Raw genomic sequence first — 22,678 nt, 5'->3', positions numbered from 1 at the left:
CAGTGGAACGGTGGCTGGTCGTGACTGCACATCCCGTGGCGGAAGATCCTGCCTCGACGACGGTGAACTGGGTGGACGACATCCTGTTCACCGGCCGCGACACCGACGTCTGCCTGCGCCTGCCCGAACCGGTCGACAAGGGCACGCTGCGCAGGCTCGTCGGCGAGGCGCAGGACCGGCTCGCCGGGGCCGGGCTCCGTGCCGGAGGCGCGGCCGCGCTGCGCCTGCCGCCCTCGCTGGCGTACGTGGCGTACCTGCTCGCCACCTGGCGTACCGGCGCCCAGGCGGTGCTGCTCGACCACCGGCTCACCGACCACGAGGTCGACCAGGCGCTGCGCCGGCTCAGCCCGCAGGTGGTGGTCGCACCGGTCCGCTCCGGCGGCGGCGCGCTGCGGATCTTCGTCGACGTCACCGCCGGGGTCAGCGCGTACTCCGACCGCCCGGCGGGCAGCCCGCACGCGGTGATCCAGCTCAGCTCCGGCTCCACCGGGCCGTCCAAGGTGATCGGCCGTACCGCCGCCGACCTGATCGGCGAGGTGCACCGCTACACCCGCATCGACGGCGTCGCGCTGCCCGGTGAGCGGATCATCCTGCTCCCCAGCATGGTGCACGTGCTCGGCCTGGTCGGCGGCCTGCTCTACGGGCTGCACGCCGGCGTCGAGCTGTGCCCGCCGGAGCGGCTCAGCGGCGACGCGATCCTCGCCGCCGTCGCCGCCCAGGACACCCCGGCCACGGTGCTCGGCGTCCCGTTCCACATCGGGCTGCTCGCCTCCACCACACCCGCCGGGCCGCTGCCGCAGCTCAAGCGCATGACCACCGGCGGCGAGCTGGTGTCCGCCGCCGTGGCGAACGCGTTCACCGACCGCTACGGCGTGCCGCTGGGCAACATGTACGGGATGACCGAGGTCGGCGTCATCGGCACCGACCTGTACGGGCGGCACCGTCCCGCCATCGCGCCCGCCCCCGGCATCGAGGTGCGGGAGCGCGACGGCGAGCTGTGGGTGAGCTGCCCGGACAACCCGTACGTCGGACTGGCCGACCCGACCCGGTGGGCCGACGGCTGGCTGCACACCCGCGACGCCGGCGTGGTCGACCCGGGCACCGGTCTGGTCACCATCAAGGGCCGGCTGGACTCGCAGGTGTCGGTGGGCGGCCTGAAGGTCGACCTGACCGAGGTGGAGGCCACTGTCGCCGGGCTGCCCGGCGTCACCGCCGCGGTGGTGGTCTGGGACGACGGCATCACCGCGTACGTCCAGACGGACGGCTCACTGACCGAGGACACGCTGGACAAGCTGATCGCCGAGCGGCTGGCCGGCTTCAAACGTCCCCGCACCCTGCGGCTGCTCGACCAGATGCCCCGCACCACCACCGGGAAGCTGGTCCGGTCCGTACCGGCGCTGCGGGACGCGGCGTCGTGACCGGCCCGCTGTACGAGCCGTACACCCACCGGACGCCCGCCGGGCGTCCCGTGCACCCCGATTCCCGCCCCGGACCGGCCGGGCAACGCGCCACCCGCGCGCCCGACCCCGCCGGTTCCCACGCACACGGTGTCCCGACCGGGCACCGTCAGCCGGTACACGGAGAAGAGGTCTGAACCCATGCGAGACGAGGTCCGCACCTTCGTCGTCGAACAGCTCGCCGACATGAACTACGACGTGGAGGAGCTCGACGACGACACCACGCTCGGCCCCTCCGGCGTCGACCTGGAGTCGCTGGCCCTGGCCGACCTGGCGGTCCGCGTCGAGGACCGGTACGGCCTGAAGTTCGCCGACGACGAGTCGGAGAAGATGGCGTTGATGACGGTCGGCGAGTTCACCACGATGGTCGCCGACCGGGTGGCCGCGAACAGCGACAAGTCCTGATGTCCGGTCAGCCCGACCTGGGGCGAGCTGACCTGGTGAGCATGCTCGCCGAACTGACCGCGAAACCCGCCGACCAGGTGCCGGACCGGCTCGGCTCGATGGAGCTGGCCTGGCTCGTGCACATGGTCGAGCAGCGGTACGACCGCCGGCTGGACCTGGGCGACGACGAACTCGCCGGCATCCGCACCGTCGACGACGCGCTCGCGGTGTTCCGTGGCTCTCTGACCGCTCCCGCAGATGGCTGAGCGGGAGACCGTACGGATCACCGGCACGTACGCGCTCAGCGCCCTCGGCAGGGGCGCCGACGCGCTGCTGGCCGGGGTGCTCACCGGTACCCCGGCGTTCGCGCCGGTGCGCCGTTTCGACACCACCGGCCGCCGGGTGACGGTGGCGGCCACAGTGCCCGACGTCGGCACGCTCGCCGGCGAGCTGACCGAGGCGATCGACGCCGCCGCCCGGGCCGCCGGGCTGGACCGGGCCGGGCGGGCGGAGTCGGCGCTGTTCCTGGCCACCCACGGCGGGCCGTACTCGCTGCCCGTACCGCAGGGATGGGAGGAGCCGACCGTGCCGGCGCTGGCCGGTCACCTGGTTGCGCGGTGCGGCCTGGGCGGGCGGACCCGGATCTACACCACCGCCTGCGTGTCGGCGAGCAGCGCGGTCGCCGACGCGGCGGCGCTGATCCGCCGGGGCGACCTGGAGCGGGTCGTGGTCGCGGCCGGCTACCTGGTCGAACCGGACCAGTACGCGCTGTTCGACGCCGGGCGGGCGCTCGCCGCCGACGGCGCGGTACGCCCGTTCAGCGCCGGCCGCAAGGGCCTGCTGCTGGGCGACGGGGTGGCCGCCGTGGTGCTGGAGTCGGCGAGTGCCGCCGCCCGGCGGGGCGCCGAGACGCTGGCGAGCGTGGCCGGGTGGGGCCGGGCGGGGGACGCGTACCACCCGTGCCAGCCGCACCCGGACGGGCTCGGGCTGGCCCGGGCGGTCGAGGCGGCGCTGCGCCGCAGCGGGCTGCCCCCGGACGCGATCGGCTACGTCAACGCCAACGCCACCGGCACCCCGTTCAGCGACGCCTCCGAGGCGGCGGCGCTGGTCCGGGTGTTCGGCGAGGACGCCGGGCGGCTGCCGGTCAGCTCCACGAAGTCGGTCCACGGGCACGCGCTGGAGGCGTCCGGGCTGCTGGAGCTGCTCGTCACCGTGCTGGCCCTGCGGCACGGCAAGCTGCCGGTCACCGCCGGCTGGCTCGGCCCCGACCCGCAGTGCCCGCTGGACGTCATCCGCGACGCCCCGCGCCCCGCGCGCACCGGACACGCCCTGACCCTCAACGCCGCCTTCGGCGGCGCCAACACCGCACTCCTGGTGAGCGTCCCATGACCGCCTCCGTGCCCAGCCCTCCGCGATCTTGCACTTCCGGCCCCGGCGAAACGGGCACAACGCCCGCCGAGGGGGCACCAACCGCAAGATCGCGCAACGACGGGGTGGTGGTGCTCGCGGAGGCGCGGTGGCCCGAGGCGGGGGATGAGGGTGCAGGGCCGGCGGGGGTGCCGGGGTTCGTGCACTCGCCGTTCGCGCCTCTCGTGGTCGCGGTCGCCGAGCGGTGCCTCGCGCGGCGGTACGGCGACGGGCCGTTGCCGCCGGGCAACCGCATCGCTGTGGTGCTGGTCAGCGCGGGCGGGGACACCGCCGGGGCGGCGCACGTCCGCGCCACTGTGGACGCGGGCGGGCGGATCGGGCCGCTGTTCTTCTTCCAGTCGGTGCCGAACAGCGTGGCCGGGCACGTCGCGGCGCGCTGGGGACTGGACGGGCCGGTGGTGTGCCTGAGCCCGACCGGCGACCCGCGGGCCGACGGGGAGGCCGAGGCGGACCTGCTGCTGTACGACGGCGACGCCGCACAGGCGTTGCTGATCCTGATCGAACTGGCACCGGACGGTACGCCGGGCGAGGCGACCGCGGTGCTGCTGGGGGAGGGAACACGTCAATGAGGACGAAGGGACTGCGCGGCGCGCTCGCGGCCGACGCGGAACTGGGCGCGGGCAACGTGCTCGCCCGGGTGCTGGCGCACGGCGCCGACCCGGACGGGCCGGGGCTCACGTTCGACACCGAGATCGACGGCCACCCGGCCGAGACCCCGCTGACCCTGGGCCGGCTCGACCGGATGGTCGCCGCCCGGGCGGCCTGGCTGCACGAACGCGGGGTGAAACCCCGTGACCCGATCGCCGTCTGGGCCGGTACGGCCGCCGACATGGTGCTGTCGTTCCTGGCGCTGACCCGCCTGGGTGCCATCCCGGCGCTGATGAACGGCAGGCTGCGCCCCGAGATCGCCGCCGAGTACATCCGCCGGCTACGCGCCGCCGGGGTGCTCGCCGACGCCGCGCACGCCCAGGCGCTGGCCGGGCACGACCTGGGCGCCCCGATGATCGGCGAACCCGCGCAGGCGGGCACCGGCGACCCGGACGCGGCACCGGCGCACTACCGGCACCACCCGGACGACCCGATCGTCATCACCCACACCTCCGGCACCACAGGCGTGCCGAAGGCGGTGCTGCACTCGCACGCCAGCCTGTTCGCCGCCACCCGCCACCTGCTGTCCATGCCGCAGGCGCAGGGGACCACGCGCATCCTCAACGCCCTGCCCGCACCGCACACCGCCACGGTGCTCATGGTCAACCAGGCGCTCGGCAACCGGGCGGAGATGTTCCTGCTCTCCGAGCAGGGCGGCGAACGGGTGCTCGACGCGATCCAGCGGTGGCGCCCGGACGGCGTGTTCGGCTTCTCGGTCACCTGGGCCGAGCTGGCCCGCTTCGACCTGTCCGGTTACGACCTGGACTCGGTGCGGCTGTGGTTCAACACCGGCGACTGCTCGCACGAGCCGCACGTACGGCGGCTGGTCGCCGTCGGCTCCCGGGACGTGGTGACCCGTCAGGGCGTCACCCGGGTACCCGGGTCGGTGTTCATCGACGGCCTCGGCTCCAGCGAGATGGGCCACTCGATGTTCCACATCACCCACACCACCGACACCGGCAGGTACGGCCGCTGCGTCGGCCGCCCGTACCGGTTCACCAGGGTCGCCGTGCTCGACGCCGACGGCAACGAACTGCCGCCCGGGCAGGTGGGCTGGCTCGGCATCGACTCGCCGTCGCTGTTCCGCGGCTACTGGAACGACTCGGTCACCACGTACCGGTTCCGGCTGCGCGGCTGGTACCTCACCGGCGACCTGGTGTACGCCGACGACGACGGCCGCTACTACCACCTGGACCGGGCGGTCGACTCGGTCGAGACCGGCGACGGGAAGCGGTTCTTCACCGCGCTGTCCGAGGAACGCATCCTCGCCGCCAGCCCCGACGTCACCGACTGCACAGTGGTGATCGTCAAGGCGGACGACGGCACCGTCACCACCGACGTGCTGCTGGAACTGGCCGCCGGTGCCGACCCCGACGCGGACCGCACCGAGCGCATCCGTACCGCGCTCGGCCCGGACGTGGCCGCCACGCTGCGCCGGATCGTGCCGGTACGCGCCGACGACATCCCGGTCACCGTCACCGGCAAGGTGCGCAAGGTGGCGCTGCGCGAGCGCTACCTGACCGAGGCGCCGTCGTGACCGCCGTCATCACCGGTATGGGCCTGTTCACCCCGGCCGGGCGCGGCGCGGCGGACACGTTCGACGCCCTGCTCACCGGCCGGTCCGGGCTGCGCCGCCCGCCCGAGGGACACCCGGCGGCGGGCAGCCTGGAGGTGGCCGGGGTGCTGCCGGACATCGATCCGCGCAGCGTCGCCTCCGGACCGGAGACGAAGGTGCTCGACCGGGTGGTGCTGCTCGCCCTGATCACCGCCGCCGAGGCGCTCGCCGACGCCGGCATCGAGGTGGGCCGCGACGTCGACCCGGAGCGCGTCGCGGTGATCGTCGGCGGTGTCGGCGGAATGTCCACGCTGGAGGGCCAGGTGCTCGCCCGGGCCGCCCGGGGCCGGGCGGCGGTCAGCCCGTACCTGCTCACCGGCATCCTGCCGAACATGCCGTCGGCGCGGATCGCCATCGCGCACGGCATCCGCGGCTACAGCTCGTCGGTCGGCACGGCCTGCGCCTCCGGCGCCCAGGCCGTCGCCGACGGGGTACGCCTCATCCGCGCCGGCGAGGCCGACGTGGTGGTGTGCGGGGCGAGCGAGGCGCCGCTGTTCGGCACGTTCGCCGACACGTTCGGCAACGCCCGGGCGCTGGCCCGGGGCTGGGACGAGCCCACCGAGGCGAGCCGCCCGTTCGACAAGCGGCGCAACGGGTTCGTACTGGCCGAGGGAGCGGCACTGCTGGTGCTGGAGCGCGCCGGTCACGCCGACGGCCGGGGTGTGCGCGGCTACGCCGAGGTCGCCGGCTTCGGGGCGAACACCGACGCATACCACCCGACCGCGCCACGGCCGGACGGCGCCGGTGCGGCGGCGTGCATGCGCCGGGCCCTCGCGGCAGGCGGGGTCGAGCCCGCCGACGTCGGGTACGTCAACGCGCACGGCACCGGCACCAAGCTCGGTGACGTCGCCGAGACGGTCGCGCTGGCCGAGGTGTTCGGCACCGGTGGCGTGCCGGTCAGCTCCACAAAGGCGCTCACCGGGCATTTGCTCGGCGCATCGGGGGTGCTGGAGGCCGCCGCCACCGCGCTGGCGCTCGACAGTGGCCTGCTGCCACCCACCTACCACCTGGACGACCCGGACCCGGAGTGCGAGGCGGACCACGTCCGCGCCGTGCCCCGGCCCACCCGGGCCGGCCACGCGCTGACGAACTCGTTCGGGTTCGGCGGCCAGAACGTCAGTCTGCTCCTGCGCCGGCTCTCCGGGCCGGCCCGCCGGGCCGCCACCCCGGCCGCGGGCTGACCGGACTCCAGTCCCGGGCGTCCGTCCGGGTCGCGATCACGGGGGGAACAGGGGAAGCCCATATGACCATCAACGGGATAGATCATCTCGAACTGTACGTGGGGGACGCCCGGCAGGCGGCCTTCTACTTCGACAACGCCGTCGGTTTCCGGCTGTGCGGGCAGGGCGGTCCGGAGACCGGGCTGGACGGGCAGCGGTCGCTGCTGCTGGCCCAGGCCGGCATCCGGCTGCTGCTGACCACCGGACTGTCCGCCGAGCACCCGGCGGCCACGTACGTGCACCGGCACGGCGACGGCATCGCCGTGGTGGCCCTCGCCGTGGACGACGCCGCCGGGGCGTACGCGGAACTGGTGGACCGTGGCGCGACGGCGCTGAGCCGGCCGCGCACCTTCACCGGCGCGGACGCCGAGGTGGTGGTGGCCGAGGTCGGCGGCTTCGGCGACGTGGTGCACCGCCTCGTCGAGCGGCGCGGCGACCCGAATGTGTTCCTGCCCGGCGCGATCGAGCCGGTGACCGCGCCGGACGGCACGGACACACTGCTCGCCGAGGTGGACCACCTGGCGATCTGCGTGCCGCCGGGGCAGCTCGACGAGACCGTCGCGCACTACGAGAAGGTGTTCGGCTTCGCCGACATCTTCACCGAGCACATCGAGGTCGCCGGCCAGGCGATGAACTCCAAGGTGGTGCAGAGCCCCTCCGGGACCGTCACGTTCGTGCTGCTGGAGCCGGACACCGGCGCCCGGCCGGGGCAGATCGAGGACTTCCTGCGCTGGCACGCCGGCGCCGGGGTGCAGCACCTGGGTCTGCGTACCGACGACATCGTCACCGCCGTCGGCGCGCTCGCCGGGCGCGGGGTGCGCTTCGCCAGCACGCCCGGCGCCTACTACGACGGCCTGGAGCAGCGGGTCGGCCGGCTGGACGCGCCGGTGGACCGGCTGCGCGAGCTGAGCATCCTGGTCGACTCCGACCACGACGGGCAGCTGCTGCAGATCTTCACCGAGTCGATGCACGTGCGCCGCACCCTCTTCCTCGAACTCATCGAGCGGCGCGGGGCGCGCACCTTCGGCAGCGGCAACATCAAGGCGCTCTACGAGGCCAAGGAACGCGAGCTGGCCGCGGCGGAAGGGGTTACGGCATGACCACGATCGATCCCGGGCTGACCGCCGAGGAGGAGGCGCTGCTTCCCTCCGACGAGGACGTCCGGCACTACGCCGAGCACGGCTGGTACCTGTCGAAGAAGCTGCTCACCGACGACGAGGTGGACGAGCTGGTCGCCGCCACCGACGGCTATTACGCCGGGGAACGCGACCGCCGCCTGCCGGTACGCCCGCCGAAGCTGGCCTACTGGGAGCCCTCCAAGGGCGACGTGCAGCGGCACAACGACTACGTCCACCACGAGCACGACGGCATCGCCCGCATCCTGCGCAAGCCGCTGATCGGAGCGGTCGCCGCCCGGCTGGCCCGCGCCGCCGAGATTCGCATCTTCCAGTCCACGCTGATCTGGAAGCCGCCGATCGCCGGTGAGCCGTCGAACATCGTGCCCTGGCACTTCGACAAGCACTACTGGGCGTCCTCGTCGTCGGAGAACATGCTCACCGCGTTCATCCCGTTCCACGACTGCGGCGAGGAGATGGGCACGATCACGATGGTCGACGGCTCCCACCGCTGGCGGGAGATCGGCGCCGACGACACGGTGGTGCGGCACTTCGCCGACCGCGACCGCGACCAGCTCGAGGCGATGCTCGCCGAGAACGCGGCGTACAACGGCGCGCAGATCCGCAAGATCCCCATGGTGATCCCCAAGGGACACATGAGTTTCCACCACTGCCGCACCTACCACGGCAGCGGTGCGAACGTCAGCGGACGGCCCCGCCGGGCCATCTCGCTGCACCTGCAGGACGGCGACAACGCCTGGCGGGAGTATCCGCTCTCCGACGGCACGCTCGCCGCGTACAACCACGACGTGCTGGTCCGCCGCACCCACGAGGGTCGGCCGGACTACGCGGACCCCGATTACTGCCCGGTCATCTGGCGCGACCGCGCCCAGCAGGGAGGCTGACAATGTCACGGTACGACTGGGGTAAGACGCACCCGGGCATCGAGCGGCTGGAGCGGGCGGTGACCGAGCGCCGCGACGTGGTGGTCAAGCACCCCCTCTACGCCAACCTCGACACCCACGACGCGCTCGTCACGTTCATGGAGCACCACGTCTTCGCCGTCTGGGACTTCATGTCCCTGCTGAAGTCGCTGCAGCGGCAGCTCACCTGCGTCACGGTGCCGTGGATCCCGACCGGGCCGACCGGCAGCCGCCGCCTGATCAACGACATCGTGATGGTCGAGGAGAGCGACGAACTCGGCGACGGCTACATCAGCCACTTCGAGCTGTACGTGCAGGGCATGACCGAGGCCGGCGCCGACACCACGGCCGTCGACAAGCTGGTCGACCTGCTGCGCGACGGCACCCCGGTCACCGAGGCGCTCGGCGCCGCAGGCGTCCCCGCGGCGTCCGCCGCGTTCGCCGGCACCACCTGGCGGATCATCGAGACCACCCCGGTGCACTGCCAGGCCGCGGCGTTCGCGTTCGGCCGCGAGGATCTCATCCCGGAGATGTTCACCCAGGTCGTCGCCGTCAACGAACGCAGCAACCGGCTGAACAAGTTCGTCGACTACCTGGAGCGGCACATCGAGGTCGACGGCGAGCAGCACACCCCGATGGCCATGCAGATGCTGGCCGACCTGTGCGGCGACGACGACACCAAGTGGCAGGAGTGCGCCGACACGGTGAACGCCGCGCTGGCCGCCCGCGCCCGCCTCTGGGACGACATCCTCGCCGCCGTCAAGGAGGGCCGTCCGGCGTGACCGGCTCCGACCCGCTCCGGCTCTACCGGACGGTCCGGCTGATCCGCCGCTTCGAGGAACGCGCGATCGAGCTGGTCCGCGCCGGCGAGATCGTCGGCGGCATCCACCCGTACCTCGGCCAGGAGGGGATCGCCGCCGGCGTCTGCGCGGCGCTGGGCGCCGAGGACCTGGTGACCGGCACCCACCGCGGGCACGGGCACGTGCTCGCGAAGGGCGCCGACCCGGCCCGGATGCTGGCCGAACTGTGCGGCCGGGTCACCGGGCTCAACCGGGGCCGGGGCGGGTCGATGCACGCCGCCGACTTCGGCGTCGGCGTCCTCGGCGCCAACGCCATCGTCGGAGCCGCCGGCGCGATCCTCACCGGAGCGGTGTGGGAGCGCCGGCGGCGCGGCGCCGACATCGTCGGCGCCACCTTCTTCGGCGACGGCGCGGTCAACGAGGGCATGCTGCTGGAGGCGTTCAACCTGGCCGCGCTCTGGCGAATACCGGTGCTGTTCGTCTGCGAGAACAACGGCTACGCCACCACCATGCCGGTCGACGGCGCGGTCGCCGGCACCATCGCCGGGCGGGCCGCCGCCTTCGGCATGCCGGCCGCCGTCGTCGACGGGCAGGACCCGGAGGCGGTACGCGAGGTCACCGCCGCCGCCGTCGCGCGGATGCGCGCCGGCGGCGGCCCCGAGCTGGTTGAGGCCCGCACCTACCGCTTCGACGCCCACCACACCTTCGAACATCAGGTACGCCTCGACTACCGGCCGCCGGAGGAGGTGGCCGAGGGACGGTCCCGCGATCCCGTCGACATCGCCGGCGCACGACTCGACCCGGCGGCACGCGCCGAGGTGGACGCCGCCGTCGAGGCGGAACTGGACGCCGCCGTCGCCTACGCGCTCGCCGGGCCGCACCCCGACCCGGCCACCGCCCTGGACCACCTGTACGCCAGCGGGCTCACCGCCCGGACCGGAGGTGGCTGAATGCCCCGGCTCTCCTACCGCAGGGCGCTCACCCGGGCGCTGTCCGACGAGATGGCCCGCGACGAGTCGGTCGTGGTGCTCGGCGAGGACATCCGGGTGGCCGCCGCGAACGTCACCACCGGCCTGCTGAAGAAGTTCGGCCCGGAACGGGTCCGCGACACACCCCTGTCCGAGCAGGCGTTCACCAGCTTCGCCACCGGCGCGGCGCTGGCCGGGGCCCGCCCGGTGGTGGAGTTCCAGATCCCGTCGCTGTTGTTCCTGGTCTTCGAGCAGATCGTCAACCACGCGCACAAGTTCCCGCTGATGACCGGCGGCCAGTGTGCGGTGCCGGTGACCTACGTGGTGCCCGGCTCCGGCTCCCGCACCGGCTGGGCCGGGCAGCACTCCGACCACCCGTACGCGTTGTTCGCCCACGTCGGCGTGACCACAGTCGTACCGGCCACCCCGGCCGACGCGTACGGGCTGCTGGTCTCCGCGATCCGCTGCGACGACCCGGTGGTGGTCTTCGCCCCGGCCGGCGCCCTGGACCTGCGCGCCGACGTCACCGACCCGGCGCCGGTGCCGCTGGGTCGCGGGATCGTCCGCCGCGCCGGTACCGACGTGACGGTGGTGGCCGTCGGGCACCTGGTGCACGACGCGCTCGCCGTCGCCGAGGAACTCGCCGGACAGGCCTCGGTGGAGGTCTTCGATCCCCGCACGCTCTACCCGTTCGACTGGGACGGTCTCGTCGAGTCGGTGAGCCGCACCGGGCGGCTCGTCGTCGTCGACGACGGCAACCGCTCCTGCGGCATCGCCGGGGAGATCATCGCCACGGTGGTCGAGCGGGTCCGGCTGGCCGCGCCGCCCCGCCGGGTGACCCGCCCCGACGGCGCGGTGCTGCCCTTCGCGCCCGCCCTCGACCGGGCCGTGCAACCCGGCCGCGAACAGCTCACCGCCGCCATCCAACTGACCCTCAAGGACGGATGAACGATGGACCCGAACTACACGTGGCCGCCGCTCGGCCAGGCGTGGACCGACCTGCCCGAGTCCACCCGTACCGCGATGGTGACCACCGGTGCCGCGGCGTGGGAGAAGATCTTCCACGGCCGGGCCACGTACAACAAACAGTGGCGGCTGGCCCGCCCGCCGGTGTTCACCGCCGACGCGTTCCGCGAGCTGAACGAGGTCTGCGACCGCATCGCGCAGCTCATCCTGGAGGCCTGCCGGCGCCGTGCCCGCACCGCCGGTGAGCTGCGCCTGCTGCTCGACGTGCCGGACGGCGAGACCCGGCTGCTCGATCCGGACGAGGAACTGCACGAGGGGCTGCTCGCCGCGTACCGGCCGGACGTGCTGTTCTCCGGCGGCGTGCCGTGCATCGTGGAGTACAACATCGACAGCAGCCTCGGCGGCGGCTTCGACGCCGACACGGTGATCCAGCGGTACGCCGAGCTGTACCGTACCCATGACCTGCTCGACGGCACCCGGCCCGCGCCCTCACTGCTGGACCAGCGGTTCGTGGCCATCCGGGACACGCTCGGCCTGCCCGACGGCGCCCGGGTGGCGCTGCTGATGGACTTCGACGCCGACTACCCGGGACTGGACGACCCGGAGACGTTCATCCGGATCCTGTCCCCGCTGATCGACCAGGCCCGCCCGTTCGGCATCGACCTGGTCATCGCCCCGGTCGCCACCGCCACCCTGGACGCGCAGAGCCGGCTGGTCGTCGGCGGCGCGCCGGTGGACGCCCTGTTCCGGCTGTTCGTGCCCAACCGGGTCACGCCGAGCGCCGGGCTGGACGCGGTGGCCGGTGCGCTCGCCGCGGGCACGCTGCCGATGTTCGTCAGCAGCGCCGCCTGGCTTCTCAGCAACAAGCTGAACTACGCCTGGCTCTGGGACGACCTGGACCTGCTGCCGGCGGACGACCGGACGCTGATCCGCCGGTACGTGCCGCACACCGTAGCGCTCACCGCCGACCAGCTCGACCGGGCGCTCGCCGAACAGGCCGACCTGGTAGCCAAGCCGGCGGGTGGCTCGGCCGGGCATGGCGTGCTGATCGGCCGGGAGATGACACCTGTGGCGTGGGCGGACGGGGTACGCGCGGCGATCGACGAGGGCGGCAACATCCTGCAGCGCTACCACGAGGCGGACCGGGTGGCGATGGACTTCGTGCAGATCGAGACCGGTGAGACGGTCACCGCCGACGTCCCGTACAGCCTCGCTCCGTACCTGTTCGACCGCACCGGGTCCGGCGCGCTCGCGCGGGTCGGTTACCCGGGTTGCGACGAGGTGCTCAACCTGGCGAGAGGCGTCCTCCTGACCGGCATCCTCCTGACGGACTGACCCCGGTCCTTCCCCGTCCACCCCCGTCCCCCTCCCTCCCAGCGTTGATCAAGGAGTTTCTGTCCTCACGGGGAGGCGTCAGCGACCCGAACTCCTTGGTCAACAACGTGGATCCGGGGTCGGGCGCTCGACCCTTGCCCCCGGCCCCGCTGATCATGAAGTTGGCGGGAACAAATCGGACGCTCAGCGCCGCCAACTTCATGATCGGCGGATTGGGTTGGGCCGGGCCGGGCAGGGGGAGGGCGGGTCAGGGGTGGGGGAGGTGGGTGGCGAGGACCTTCAGGGTTTCGGCGGTGGCTATGGCGTCGCTGCGGGCACTTCCGTGGCGGCCGTCGCTGCTGTACAGCGACGGGTCGGCCACCAGCGGATGGTCGGTCAGGTGGACGTGCAGCGTGCCCAGCCGTTCGGCCACGCCCCGGGTGTGCCGGGACAGCCGGCGCATCCGCTCGCCGAGCGCCGCGCGCAGCGTCTCCGGCACCGCCGGGCTGTGCGACACGTCGAACATGCCCACGGTGATGACGTCCGCCCCCGCCTCCCGTAGCGCGGTGATGATGGCGGTCAGCTCGGCGTCGACCGCTTCGGCGTCGTAGGCGGACCGGAACGCGTCGTTGCCGCCGCACACCACCAGGGCCAGGTCCGGTTCGAAGGCCAGCGCGTCGGCGAGCTGGGTGGCCCGGACCTCGTGCGCGCGCAGTCCGCGCCGGCCCAGGTTGAGGTAGGCCAGCTCCGGCCGGACCGCGCGCAGCTCGGCCGCGATCCGGTCGGCCCACTGGAGGTCGGGGTAGCCGTCGGCCGGCTCGCACAGCCCTTCCGCGACGCTGTCGCCCAGCACCACGAACCGGCGCCACGGGTGCCCGCGCAGCAGGTCGGCGGCCTCTCCCGGACGCAGGCACCACGGGTCGGTCGCCTCGGTCAACGTCGATGGCATGACCGGCAGGCTAGCCGAGCGTCCCGCGCCGGGAAAGAGGCTCAGGGCAGCAGGGCCAGCAGCTCCCCGGGCCGGGACAGGCTGAGGTCGGCCGGCTCGTCGGGGTCGTACTGGTGACCCCACGCGGCGGCCACCGCGACCGCGCCGCTGTGCCGGGCGGCGCGTACGTCCAGTGGTGAGTCACCCACGTACGCGGCGCGGCCGGGTGGCACGCCGAGGTGCCGGCAGGCCGCCTCCACGCCGTCGGGCGCCGGTTTCGGGCGGTCGACCTGGTCGCCGCCGAGGACGACCTGGAAGTGGCCGAGCAGGCCCGCCCGGTCGAGCAGGATCTCGGCGGCCCGGTGGCTCGCGCCGGTGAACACGCCGACCGGCACCCGGGCGGCGATCTCGGCGAGCGCGTCCGCGACGCCGGGGTAGACGCGTACCCGCCCGGCGAGCGCATCCAGCTCGGCGTGGTAGCGATCCAGGTCGTCGCCGGAGGCCGGCCGCCGCAGCAGGTGCGTCAGCAGGTCCGCCGGGGAGCCGATCGAGTAGCCGGCGATGACCTCGGCGTCGGTGTACGACGGGCCGCCGCCGGCCCGCACCGCCGCCCGGTACGCCGCCGGCACGACCGCGTGCGACTCGACGAGCGTGCCGTCCATGTCGAAGACGATCGCCTCCACCGGGCCGGTCACGCGGTCTCCGCCCGGTGGGCGGTGGCGAGCCGCTTCGGGGCACGCGCGTACCACGCCTCGGTGACCAGCTCGGTCAGCTCGTCCACGCCGATGCGGTCGAGCCGGACCAGCACTGCCGGGTAGCCGTCGAAGTGCGGCGTGGTGAAGTAGACCGCCGGGTCGTCGGCGATCAGCGCCTCCTTTGCGCCCAGGTCGGGCACCCGCGCGCCGAGGATCGGGCCGTCCGGCGCGGCGTCGCCGAGCGACTCGAGTTCGCCGCGCCGCAGCGGCCGTTCCCAGACGAACGACTTGTCGCGCACGCGCCAGGCCGGCGCCTGGTCGTACGTGGGTCGTTCGGTGGTCTCCGGCAGCGCCAGCGCGATGCGCCGCACGTCGTCCCAGGTCGCCATAGCCCCGACCCTACCGCCGCCCCCCGACACCGCGGCCCGGACCGGCAGGCTCAGAGCGGACCGGCAGGCTCGGACCCGGCGGGCTCAGACCGGGGTGGGCGTGGCCGGTTCCGCAGCTGGGCGGCGGGACGCGCGATTCAGCAGCAGCGGTCCGACGGTCAGCACCAGGCAGACCACCGACATCACCAGCAGCGCCGGGGTCAGGTCGAGCAGCGCCACCGACCAGCCGCCGAGCAGCGCGCCGACGGGCAGGCCGAGGAACGCCACCGAGCCGGAGATGCCCAGCACCCGGGTCTGGAGTTCGCCCGGCACCCGCTGGTACAGGGCGGCGCCGAGCAGCGGGTTGACCGCCGCGATGCCGATGCCGGACAGGAACGTCACGACGAGCACCACGACCAGGTCGTCGCTGAGTGCCAGTGCGAGCAGCCGGGGTGCGCCGCTGAGCGTCAGCCCGAGCGCGAACGTCGTCCCGGCCGGCAGCCGGGTGCCGAACATCGTGAACAGCAGGTTGCCCAGCAGCGCGCCGGCCGAGAAGACGCCGAGCAGCAGACCGAATCCGGCCGGGTCGCCGAGCACCTGGTTGACCCAGAGCGGGATCCAGACCGCGACGCTGGCGTTGGCGAACATGTTCGACACCGAGACCACGATCAGCATGATCATCAGCGTCCGGTCGGTGCGCAGGTACGCGAAGCCGCCGCGCAGCGCCCGCAGGTAGGGCTCCCGGGGCGCCGGTTGCGCCGGTGCCGGTGGCCGGACCAGCACGCCGATCAGCAGCGCGCAGACCGCGAACGTGGCCGCGTCGATCCAGATGGCCCGGGTCAGCCCCACCCAGTCGATGAGCAGCCCGCCGAGCACCGCGCCGAACAGCGTCATGCCCCGGGCCAGGCCGTCGTAGGCGCTGGTGAGCCGGATCAGCGGCACGCCGGCCCGCTCGGCCGCCGGTTTGAACAGCACGTGCTTGACCCGGTCGCCGATGCCGCGCAGCCCGCCGGCGATCGCCACCAGCACCAGCAGCGTGCCGAAGCCGAGCCAGGGCGCCAGCGCCACCACGGCCATCGCGACGGCGCTCGCCGCGTCCACGAACACCGAGGTACGGCGTACCCCGAACCGGTCCGCCCACGGGGTCGCGAGCGCGCTGGAGAGCATGTACGGAAGCGTCTCCGCCGCGGCGACGAGCCCCATCTTGGTGGGGCTGCCGGTGGTCTCCAGCACGAGCCAGGGGATGGCGACCACCGAGATCCGGGTGCCGAGGTTGGACAGCAGGTCGGCGCCGACCAGGGTGTACAACTCCCGGCGCGGGTTCACGCCGGACTGCCGATCGGGTCGGCGCCGGCCGGATGACCGGCGGCGTACCGGGCACGCAAGGCGCGCTTGTCCACCTTCGCGGACCGGTTCAGCGGCAGCGCGTCGACGAACTCGACGGCGCCGGGCGCCCACGTCTCACTCAGTTCCCGGACCACGAGTGCGATCAGTTCCTCGCCGGTCACCGACGCGTCCGGCGCGGGCACCACGTACGCGTGCGGCAGTTCCCCGGCCACCGGGTCCGGTACGCCGATGACGGCGGCGGCGCGTACCTCGGGGTGGCCGGCGAGCGCGTCCTCGATCGGGCGGGAGTAGATCGGCCAGCTGCGCTGCCGGGTGAGGATGCGGTCCTGTAACCGGTCGACCAGGTAGAGGTAGCCGTCGGCGTCGAGGTGCCCGATGTCGCGGGTGCGGACCCACCCGTCGACGAGCGTCTCGGCGGTCAGCTCCGGCCGGCCGTGGTAGCCGGCGAAGCTCAGCTTGGTGCGTACCCACACCTCGCCGTCGGAACCGGCGGGCAGCGCCCGGCCGTCGGCGTCGCGGATCTCCACCGTCACGTCGCCGTACGGGCGGCCGCAGGACCGCAGCCGCTCCGGGTGCTCCGGGTCCTCGGTGAGCCCCGGCAGCGCACAGATGACCACCGCCTCGCTGAGCCCGTACACGATGCGCAGGCACGGGCCGAAGCGGGCGATGGCCTGGCGCAGCCGGGCCGGCGCGGCGGGCCCGGCGCCCACGTTGAACATGAACATGGCGGAGAAGTCGGCGCCCGGCAGGTCGGGGTGGTCGAGCACCTCGTAGAGCATCGGCGGGGTGACGAAGGTGGAGGTGAGCCGCTCGGCGTCCACGGTGGCGATGAAGGCGGCCGGATCCCACTGCTCGCGCAGGAACAGCACGCCGCCGGTGAACAGGTTGAACAGTGTGGTGATCTGGCCGCTGGCCAGCCACATCGGGGAGTGCGACAGGTGCCGCAGCAGCGGGTACCCGGCGCCCCGGAAGTCGGCGGCCAGGGCGAGCACCTGCCGGTAGAAGCTCTCCCGGTGGTGCACCAGCTTCGGCGTGCCGGTGGTGCCGCTGGTCTGCAGGAACGATTCCGGCGCGGGCACCCCGGCGGGCGGTTCCGCGACCGGCCCGGCGGCCCGGGCGGTCAGGTCCGGTCCGGCGCCGCCGGGACCGAGGCAGAGCACCGGTACGCCGGACAGGCCCGCCGCGATCTCCACCGCCTGCGCGTCACGTGGGTCGTGGACGAACGCCTCCGGCGCGGACAGCGCGACGAACTCGTCGACCTCCCGCCGCGAGGTCACCGGGGCGACCCACATGCTCCGGCAGCCGAGCAGGTGCAGGGCCAGTTGCAGCAGCGGCCCCTCGACCGTGTTGCCGAGCATCACCAGCACCGCGGCGCCGGGGCGTACCCCGTGGTGGTGCAACGCGGCGGCCAGGCCGCGTACCTCGGCGGCGACCTGGGGGTAGGTGAGGCGGCGTCCGCCGCCGACGAGCGCCTCCCGGTCGCCGAACCCGGCGAACAGCTCCAGCGCCTCGTGCACATAGTTCGGCCGGTCGGTCATCGGGCAGCCCCCATCATGGTCCGCGAGCGGCGTCCGGCCAGGTCAGGGCCGGGACAAGACGGCAGGTGCCAGGGTCGGCGACCGCACCGCCGCCAGCCCCGAGCCTAGGCAGCCGCGGTCCACGGCGGACAGAGCCGATCGTCGCTGCGTCCCGTCCCGCGGGCATTTGATCATGTCGATCAGGTTGATTGACGCTCGTCACAGCCGGAAGCTAGTTTCCGGTCCATCGCCCGGGCCGGTGCCGCCGACCGCGTCACGCCCGGGGCTGCCGACCATGGAGGATCGATGCCGACCCCGAAGAGATGGCACGTCATAGCTTCCGCCGTCACGCTGCTGATCGCCGCCACCCCGGCGGTCACGGCGAGCGCCGGCCCGACCGGGAACGACCGCGCCGGGCACGGGCGCGCCGGGCACGGGCGCGCCGAGTGGGCCGGGACCTGGGCCGCCGCGGTGACCCGCGGGAACACAGTGGGCCTGACCAACACCGGCCTGAACAACCAGAGCATCCGGATGACCGTGCAGACCTCGGTGGGCGGCCCGCGCCTGCGGGTGCGGCTGACCAACCTGTACGGCGAGCAGGCCGTCCAGGTCGGCCGCGCCACCATCGCCCGGCCGAACACCGCCACCCCGGACGACCTGTCCGACATCGTCGGGTCGAGCGTCCGCCAGCTGACGTTCTCCGGCGCCGGCTCGGCGACCATCAACAAGGGCGCCGAACTGCTCAGCGACCCGGTGGCCTTCCCGGTGGCCGAGCAGGAGGACCTGGTCGTCACCCTGTACTTCCCGGTGCTCACCGGGCCGGTCACGTTCCACGGCCAGTCCCGGGTCACCAACTTCATCGGCGCCACCGACCTCACCTCGGCGGCCGAGGGCACCGGCTTCACCATCCGGCCCAACTGCTGCTGGATGTTCCTGTCCGGCATCGACGTGGAACGCAAGGCCACGCCCGGCTCGGTGGTGGTGCTGGGTGACTCCATCAGCGACGGCAACGGCAGCACCGTCAACGCCGACCAGCGCTGGTCCGACCTGCTGGCCAAGCGGCTGATCGACGCCCGCCCGGAGCCGCGTACGCCGGGTGTGCTCAACCTCAGCCTGGCCGGCAACCGGCTCAACCACGAGGGCACCGAGCCCGGCGCGGACAACTTCCCCGGCTACTACGAGCTGGGCCCGAACGCGCTGGCCCGGCTCAACGAGGACGTGTTCCCGCAGACCGGGGTGCGGACCGTCATCACCCACCTGGGCATCAACGACATCTGGATGAACGGCGACAGCCCCGAGGCGATCATCGCCGCGCTGCGCCAGCTCAACCGGCAGGTCCAGGCGCGGGGCCTGACCAGCATCGCCGGCACGCTCATGCCGTACGAGGGCAACGGCGGGCCGGGCGTGTGGACCCCGGAGAAGGACGCCACCCGCCAGGCGGTGAACACCTGGCTGCGCGGGCCCGGCCGGGCCGAGTTCGACGGCATCGTCGACTTCGACGCGGTGATGCGGGATCCGGCCCAGCCGAGTCGGCTGCTGCCGGCGTACGACTCGGGTGACCACATCCACCCGAACGACACGGGCGCCGCGGTCATGGCCAACGCCGTACCACTGAAGCTGCTCGGACTGTGACACCGGGCGGGGGCGGCGGTCGACACGACGCCGCCCCCGCCACCGTTTTCCTGGGGAGGAAGAGACAGTGGACGTCAGCGAGATCCTGACCGGCCTGTACAGCGAGCAGGGCCGGCAGAACCCCTATCCCTTCTACGCGGCCCTGCACGAGCACGGGCCGATAAACGCCGTGCCGGCCCGGGCCGAGCACAGCACCGTGAGCGCGGTCGCCGGCGGGTACGACGTGGTGGACCAGATCCTGCGCGATCCCGGCTGGTACAAGGGCTTCCCGCCCGGCTGGGAGGAGCAGGAGATCCTGCGCACGTTCCTCACCTCGATGATGTTCGTCAACCCGCCGGACCACACCCGGATGCGCGCGGTGTTCGCCAAGACGTTCACCCCGCGCCGCCTCGGCGCGCTGGAGCCGGTGATCGAGCGGATCGTCGCCGAACGCCTGGACCACCTGGCCGAGGCGGGCGCGGGCGGGCACGAGGTGGACTTCGTGGCCGACTTCGCGTACCCGGTCCCGGCGCTGGTGATGGCCGAGTTCATCGGCCTGCCCGCGGCCGACCTGACCTGGTACCGGCAGCGGGTCGACTGGATCGACGAGTACATGGACGTGTCCGGCAAGACGCCGGAGCGGCTGGCTCGGGCCAACCAGGCCGCCGAGGAACTGCGCGTCTACTACCGGGACCTGATCGCCCACCGCCGCCGCACGCCCGGCCACGACCTGATCAGCGGGCTGGTCGAGGTGCTCGACGCGGGTGGCGTCGACCTCACCGAGGAGGAGTTGATCAGCAACCTGATCGTGCTGTTCAACGCCAGCTTCGTCACCACCGTCTACATGTTCAGCAACGGTCTGCCGCTGCTGCTTGACCACCCGGACGTCACCGCCGCGCTGCCAGGCGACGACGAGCTGGCGCGCGGCTGCGTGGAGGAGGTGCTGCGGATGGAGAGTCCGGTGCACTTCCTGGCCCGCTCCGCGCCGGCCGGCGTCGACCTCGGCGGCGTGCCGATCAGCCGCGACGACAACGTGCTGCTGCTCATCGCCGCCGCCAATCGCGACCCGGCCCGGTTCCCCGACCCGGACCGCTTCGATCCGCACCGCGCCGGCCCGCCGTCGCTGGCCTTCGGCGTCGGGCTGCACTTCTGCCTCGGCTCGGCGGTGTCCCGGCTGGAGGGCCGCCTGGCGCTGCCGCGCCTGTTCGCGCGTTTTCCCCGGCTCGCCGTCACCCAGCCCTACACGTACAGCGGGAGCCTGTTCCTGCGTGGAATCGACAAACTCTTCGTCACCACCGGGGAGGCCGGATGACACTCGATCCGCAGGTGGTCGCGTGGCGGGCCGCGCGCGCCGCCGCCGGCACCGTGCCGCTCTACACCCAGACCCTGGCCGAGGCCCGCGCCGCCGACCTCGCCGCGATCCGCGCCGGGTCCGGCGCGGTCGAGCCGGTCGCCGAGGTACGCGACACGACGGTGCCCGGCCCGGCCGGGCCGCTGCCGGTGCGGATCCACCGGCCGGACGGTGACGGTCCGCTGCCCACGCTCGTCTACTTCTTCGGTGGCGGCTGGACGCTCGGCAGTGTCGACACGGCCGACGGGATCTGCCGGCGGCTGGTCAACCTGGCCACCGTCCAGACCGTGACCGTCGGCTACCGGCTCGCCCCGGAGCACCCGTTCCCGGCGGCGGTGGAGGACTGCCACGCCGCGCTGCGGCACCTCGCCGCGCATGCCGCCGAGTTCCGTGTCGACGCCGACCGGCTGGCGGTGGGCGGGGACAGCGCGGGCGGGAACCTGGCCGCCGCGGTGACGCTGCTGGCGCGCGCCGACGGCGGTCCCCGGCTCGCCGCCCAGCTGCTCGTCTACCCGAACACCGACCAGCGGCCCGGGCACCGGCCGGGCGACGACGAGGACCCGATGCTGTTCAACAGGCACTCGGTCGGCTGGTACCGCGGCCACTACCTCGTCGACCCCGGCGACGCCGCCCACCCGCTCGCGTCGCCGCTGCTCGCCGAGGACCTGTCCGGCCTGCCCCCGGCGTTCGTGGTCACCGCCGGGCACGATCCGCTACGCGACGAGGGCCTGCGGTACGCCGAGCGGCTGCGCGAGTCCGGTGTGCCCACCGAGACGGACGACTACCCGGGCATGGTGCACGGGTTCTTCGCCATGCCCGGCGTGTTCGGCGCCGGACGGCAGGCCCAGGAGCGGGCCGCCGCCTTCCTGCGCCGCGTGTTCGGGCTCGACCCGGCGCACGTGGCGACGGGTGCCGATCATGGCTGACCCGGCGGACGGGTTCGTGTCGCCGGCCAGCCTGGCCGAGTTCGCCGCGCTCGCCCGGGCGGTCCTGCCGGCCGACGTGTGGGACTTCGTCGACGGCGGCAGCGGCACCGAGACCGCCCTGGCGGCGAACCGGGCCGCGCTGGACCGGGTGGCGGTGCTGCCCCGGATGCTGGCCGGGGTGGACGACCCGTCCACCGAGGCGGTGCTGCCCGGCGGCCGGGCCGCGTTGCCGGTGGCTGTCGCACCGATGGCGTACCAGCGGCTGCTGCACCCCGACGGCGAGCCGGCGCTCGCGGCGGCGGCCCGGACGGCGGGCGTGCCGTACGTGGCGAGCACGCTGTCCAGCACGCCGATCGAGGAGATCGCGGCGACCGGCGCGACGGTGTGGTTCCAGCTCTACTGGCTGCGCGACCGGGCGCTGGTGGCCGACCTGCTCGACCGGGCGGAGGCGGCCGGCTGCGCGGCGGTGATGGTGACTGTGGACGTGCCGGTGCTCGGGCGGCGCCTGCGCGACGCCCGCAACGGGTTCGCGCTGCCGCCGCACGTCACCGCCGCGAACCTGCCCGGCGGCCGGGACGACCTGGCGCACCAGGGCACCCCCGGCGTCTCGGCGGTGGCGGTGCACACCGGCGCGGTGTTCGCCCCGGCGCTGAGCTGGGCGGACCTGGAGTGGTTGCGGGAGCGTACCCGGGTGCCGTTGCTCGTCAAGGGCATCCTGGACCCGCGCGACGCGGTCCGCGCGGCGGACGCCGGCGTCGACGCCGTGGTGGTTTCCAACCACGGCGGACGGCAGCTCGACGCCGCCCCGGCCAGCGCGGCAGTGCTGCCCGAGGTGGTCGAGGCGGTCGACGAGCGGTGCGAGGTGCTGCTGGACAGCGGCGTCCGCGGCGGCGTCGACGTGCTGCGCGCGCTGGCGCTCGGCGCGGACGGCGTGCTGCTGGGCCGGCCACTGCTCTGGGCGCTCGCGGCGGGCGGCCGGGCCGGCGCCGAGGCGGCACTGGCGCTGCTCGCGGCGGAGCTGCGTGACGCCCTCATCCTCAGCGGCTGCCCCGACCCGGCCTCGGCCCGGCGGCTGCGTACCCGGATCGGAGGCTGAC

At 73.7% G+C, this 22,678-nt stretch carries 22 protein-coding genes; 17 read left to right on the top strand and 5 right to left on the bottom strand.

Annotated elements, in window-relative coordinates:
- The first annotated feature begins 20 nt into the window (after nucleotides 1–20).
- From O7611_RS15555 to O7611_RS15495, 13 genes are all read left to right on the top strand, one after another.
- On the top strand, nucleotides 21–1,418 hold the full coding sequence (locus tag O7611_RS15555) for a class I adenylate-forming enzyme family protein (protein ID WP_194799250.1): 1,398 nt from the start codon (nucleotides 21–23) through the stop codon (nucleotides 1,416–1,418).
- Nucleotides 1,419–1,598: 180 nt separating this feature from the next.
- Entirely contained in the window at nucleotides 1,599–1,862 is a 264-nt protein-coding gene (locus O7611_RS15550) for an acyl carrier protein (protein WP_120569629.1), read from the top strand.
- Complete coding sequence (locus O7611_RS15545) at nucleotides 1,862–2,107, top strand: acyl carrier protein (RefSeq protein WP_194799251.1); 246 nt, start codon at nucleotides 1,862–1,864, stop codon at nucleotides 2,105–2,107. The genes O7611_RS15550 and O7611_RS15545 overlap by 1 nt, the downstream gene beginning before the upstream one ends.
- Complete coding sequence (locus O7611_RS15540) at nucleotides 2,100–3,230, top strand: beta-ketoacyl-[acyl-carrier-protein] synthase family protein (RefSeq protein WP_194799252.1); 1,131 nt, start codon at nucleotides 2,100–2,102, stop codon at nucleotides 3,228–3,230. Before O7611_RS15545 ends, O7611_RS15540 begins: the two co-directional genes overlap by 8 nt.
- 107 nt (nucleotides 3,231–3,337) lie before the next feature.
- Entirely contained in the window at nucleotides 3,338–3,838 is a 501-nt protein-coding gene (locus tag O7611_RS15535) for a hypothetical protein (protein WP_269697111.1), read from the top strand.
- Entirely contained in the window at nucleotides 3,835–5,454 is a 1,620-nt protein-coding gene (locus O7611_RS15530) for a class I adenylate-forming enzyme family protein (RefSeq protein WP_194799254.1), read from the top strand. The genes O7611_RS15535 and O7611_RS15530 overlap by 4 nt, the downstream gene beginning before the upstream one ends.
- A complete protein-coding gene (locus tag O7611_RS15525; protein WP_269697110.1) occupies nucleotides 5,451–6,713 on the top strand; it encodes a beta-ketoacyl-[acyl-carrier-protein] synthase family protein in 1,263 nt (420 codons plus the stop codon). The genes O7611_RS15530 and O7611_RS15525 overlap by 4 nt, the downstream gene beginning before the upstream one ends.
- Before the next feature lie 62 nt (nucleotides 6,714–6,775).
- Complete coding sequence (hppD, locus tag O7611_RS15520) at nucleotides 6,776–7,852, top strand: 4-hydroxyphenylpyruvate dioxygenase (RefSeq protein WP_269697109.1); 1,077 nt, start codon at nucleotides 6,776–6,778, stop codon at nucleotides 7,850–7,852.
- Complete coding sequence (locus tag O7611_RS15515; protein WP_194799257.1) at nucleotides 7,849–8,772, top strand: phytanoyl-CoA dioxygenase family protein; 924 nt, start codon at nucleotides 7,849–7,851, stop codon at nucleotides 8,770–8,772. Before hppD ends, O7611_RS15515 begins: the two co-directional genes overlap by 4 nt.
- A 2-nt stretch (nucleotides 8,773–8,774) precedes the next feature.
- Complete coding sequence (locus O7611_RS15510) at nucleotides 8,775–9,572, top strand: DUF3050 domain-containing protein (RefSeq protein ID WP_194799258.1); 798 nt, start codon at nucleotides 8,775–8,777, stop codon at nucleotides 9,570–9,572.
- The gene (locus tag O7611_RS15505) at nucleotides 9,569–10,540 is read left to right on the top strand and encodes a thiamine pyrophosphate-dependent dehydrogenase E1 component subunit alpha (protein WP_194799259.1); all 972 of its coding nucleotides are present in this window, start codon (nucleotides 9,569–9,571) and stop codon (nucleotides 10,538–10,540) included. Before O7611_RS15510 ends, O7611_RS15505 begins: the two co-directional genes overlap by 4 nt.
- Nucleotides 10,541–11,506 (top strand): alpha-ketoacid dehydrogenase subunit beta, encoded by a 966-nt coding sequence (locus O7611_RS15500; RefSeq protein ID WP_194799260.1) that lies wholly within the window; start codon nucleotides 10,541–10,543, stop codon nucleotides 11,504–11,506.
- Nucleotides 11,507–11,509: 3 nt separating this feature from the next.
- Entirely contained in the window at nucleotides 11,510–12,859 is a 1,350-nt protein-coding gene (locus O7611_RS15495) for a hypothetical protein (RefSeq protein WP_269697108.1), read from the top strand.
- A 247-nt stretch (nucleotides 12,860–13,106) separates the two neighbouring features.
- On the opposite strand, the gene O7611_RS15490 is transcribed toward O7611_RS15495, so the two are convergent.
- From O7611_RS15490 to O7611_RS15470, 5 genes are all read right to left on the bottom strand, one after another.
- Entirely contained in the window at nucleotides 13,107–13,787 is a 681-nt protein-coding gene (locus O7611_RS15490) for an SGNH/GDSL hydrolase family protein (RefSeq protein ID WP_194799262.1), read from the bottom strand.
- Between the two features lie 41 nt (nucleotides 13,788–13,828).
- On the bottom strand, nucleotides 13,829–14,461 hold the full coding sequence (locus O7611_RS15485) for an HAD family hydrolase (protein ID WP_269697107.1): 633 nt from the start codon (nucleotides 14,459–14,461) through the stop codon (nucleotides 13,829–13,831).
- Nucleotides 14,458–14,850, bottom strand: coding sequence for an MmcQ/YjbR family DNA-binding protein (locus tag O7611_RS15480; RefSeq protein ID WP_194799264.1), 393 nt, complete (start codon nucleotides 14,848–14,850; stop codon nucleotides 14,458–14,460). Before O7611_RS15480 ends, O7611_RS15485 begins: the two co-directional genes overlap by 4 nt.
- 84 nt (nucleotides 14,851–14,934) lie before the next feature.
- Nucleotides 14,935–16,155 (bottom strand): MFS transporter, encoded by a 1,221-nt coding sequence (locus tag O7611_RS15475; protein ID WP_194799265.1) that lies wholly within the window; start codon nucleotides 16,153–16,155, stop codon nucleotides 14,935–14,937.
- Nucleotides 16,152–17,714: a class I adenylate-forming enzyme family protein gene (locus O7611_RS15470; protein ID WP_269697106.1), complete on the bottom strand. Its 1,563-nt coding sequence runs from the start codon at nucleotides 17,712–17,714 to the stop codon at nucleotides 16,152–16,154. Before O7611_RS15470 ends, O7611_RS15475 begins: the two co-directional genes overlap by 4 nt.
- Before the next feature lie 285 nt (nucleotides 17,715–17,999).
- Between O7611_RS15470 and O7611_RS15465 the strand changes: the two genes are divergently transcribed.
- The 4 genes from O7611_RS15465 (at nucleotide 18,000) to O7611_RS15450 (ending at nucleotide 22,677) form a co-directional block, all read left to right on the top strand.
- The gene (locus tag O7611_RS15465) at nucleotides 18,000–19,325 is read left to right on the top strand and encodes an SGNH/GDSL hydrolase family protein (RefSeq protein ID WP_228531453.1); all 1,326 of its coding nucleotides are present in this window, start codon (nucleotides 18,000–18,002) and stop codon (nucleotides 19,323–19,325) included.
- 67 nt (nucleotides 19,326–19,392) lie between these two features.
- Complete coding sequence (locus tag O7611_RS15460) at nucleotides 19,393–20,616, top strand: cytochrome P450 (protein WP_194799267.1); 1,224 nt, start codon at nucleotides 19,393–19,395, stop codon at nucleotides 20,614–20,616.
- A complete protein-coding gene (locus O7611_RS15455) occupies nucleotides 20,613–21,581 on the top strand; it encodes an alpha/beta hydrolase (RefSeq protein ID WP_194799268.1) in 969 nt (322 codons plus the stop codon). Before O7611_RS15460 ends, O7611_RS15455 begins: the two co-directional genes overlap by 4 nt.
- Entirely contained in the window at nucleotides 21,574–22,677 is a 1,104-nt protein-coding gene (locus tag O7611_RS15450; RefSeq protein WP_194799269.1) for an alpha-hydroxy acid oxidase, read from the top strand. The genes O7611_RS15455 and O7611_RS15450 overlap by 8 nt, the downstream gene beginning before the upstream one ends.
- Nucleotide 22,678: the final 1 nt, after the last annotated feature.

Origin of the sequence: Micromonospora sp. WMMC273 (genome assembly GCF_027460285.1) — a bacterium.
GTDB lineage: Bacteria > Actinomycetota > Actinomycetes > Mycobacteriales > Micromonosporaceae > Micromonospora > Micromonospora aurantiaca.
This window is presented reverse-complemented; position numbering and strand designations above follow the sequence as displayed.

What these genes read in the sequence shown, in the direction of transcription:
- O7611_RS15515 (WP_194799257.1), top strand. Translation starts at nt 7,849, where the DNA reads ATGACCACGATCGATCCCGGGCTGACCGCCGAGGAGGAGGCGCTGCTT.
- O7611_RS15510 (WP_194799258.1), top strand. Translation starts at nt 8,775, where the DNA reads ATGTCACGGTACGACTGGGGTAAGACGCACCCGGGCATCGAGCGGCTG.
- O7611_RS15480 (WP_194799264.1), bottom strand. Translation starts at nt 14,850, where the DNA reads ATGGCGACCTGGGACGACGTGCGGCGCATCGCGCTGGCGCTGCCGGAG.
- O7611_RS15490 (WP_194799262.1), bottom strand. Translation starts at nt 13,787, where the DNA reads ATGCCATCGACGTTGACCGAGGCGACCGACCCGTGGTGCCTGCGTCCG.
- O7611_RS15550 (WP_120569629.1), top strand. Translation starts at nt 1,599, where the DNA reads ATGCGAGACGAGGTCCGCACCTTCGTCGTCGAACAGCTCGCCGACATG.
- O7611_RS15450 (WP_194799269.1), top strand. Translation starts at nt 21,574, where the DNA reads ATGGCTGACCCGGCGGACGGGTTCGTGTCGCCGGCCAGCCTGGCCGAG.
- O7611_RS15495 (WP_269697108.1), top strand. Translation starts at nt 11,510, where the DNA reads ATGGACCCGAACTACACGTGGCCGCCGCTCGGCCAGGCGTGGACCGAC.
- O7611_RS15470 (WP_269697106.1), bottom strand. Translation starts at nt 17,714, where the DNA reads ATGACCGACCGGCCGAACTATGTGCACGAGGCGCTGGAGCTGTTCGCC.
- O7611_RS15455 (WP_194799268.1), top strand. Translation starts at nt 20,613, where the DNA reads ATGACACTCGATCCGCAGGTGGTCGCGTGGCGGGCCGCGCGCGCCGCC.
- hppD (WP_269697109.1), top strand. Translation starts at nt 6,776, where the DNA reads ATGACCATCAACGGGATAGATCATCTCGAACTGTACGTGGGGGACGCC.
- O7611_RS15540 (WP_194799252.1), top strand. Translation starts at nt 2,100, where the DNA reads ATGGCTGAGCGGGAGACCGTACGGATCACCGGCACGTACGCGCTCAGC.
- O7611_RS15465 (WP_228531453.1), top strand. Translation starts at nt 18,000, where the DNA reads ATGCCGACCCCGAAGAGATGGCACGTCATAGCTTCCGCCGTCACGCTG.
- O7611_RS15530 (WP_194799254.1), top strand. Translation starts at nt 3,835, where the DNA reads ATGAGGACGAAGGGACTGCGCGGCGCGCTCGCGGCCGACGCGGAACTG.
- O7611_RS15545 (WP_194799251.1), top strand. Translation starts at nt 1,862, where the DNA reads ATGTCCGGTCAGCCCGACCTGGGGCGAGCTGACCTGGTGAGCATGCTC.
- O7611_RS15500 (WP_194799260.1), top strand. Translation starts at nt 10,541, where the DNA reads ATGCCCCGGCTCTCCTACCGCAGGGCGCTCACCCGGGCGCTGTCCGAC.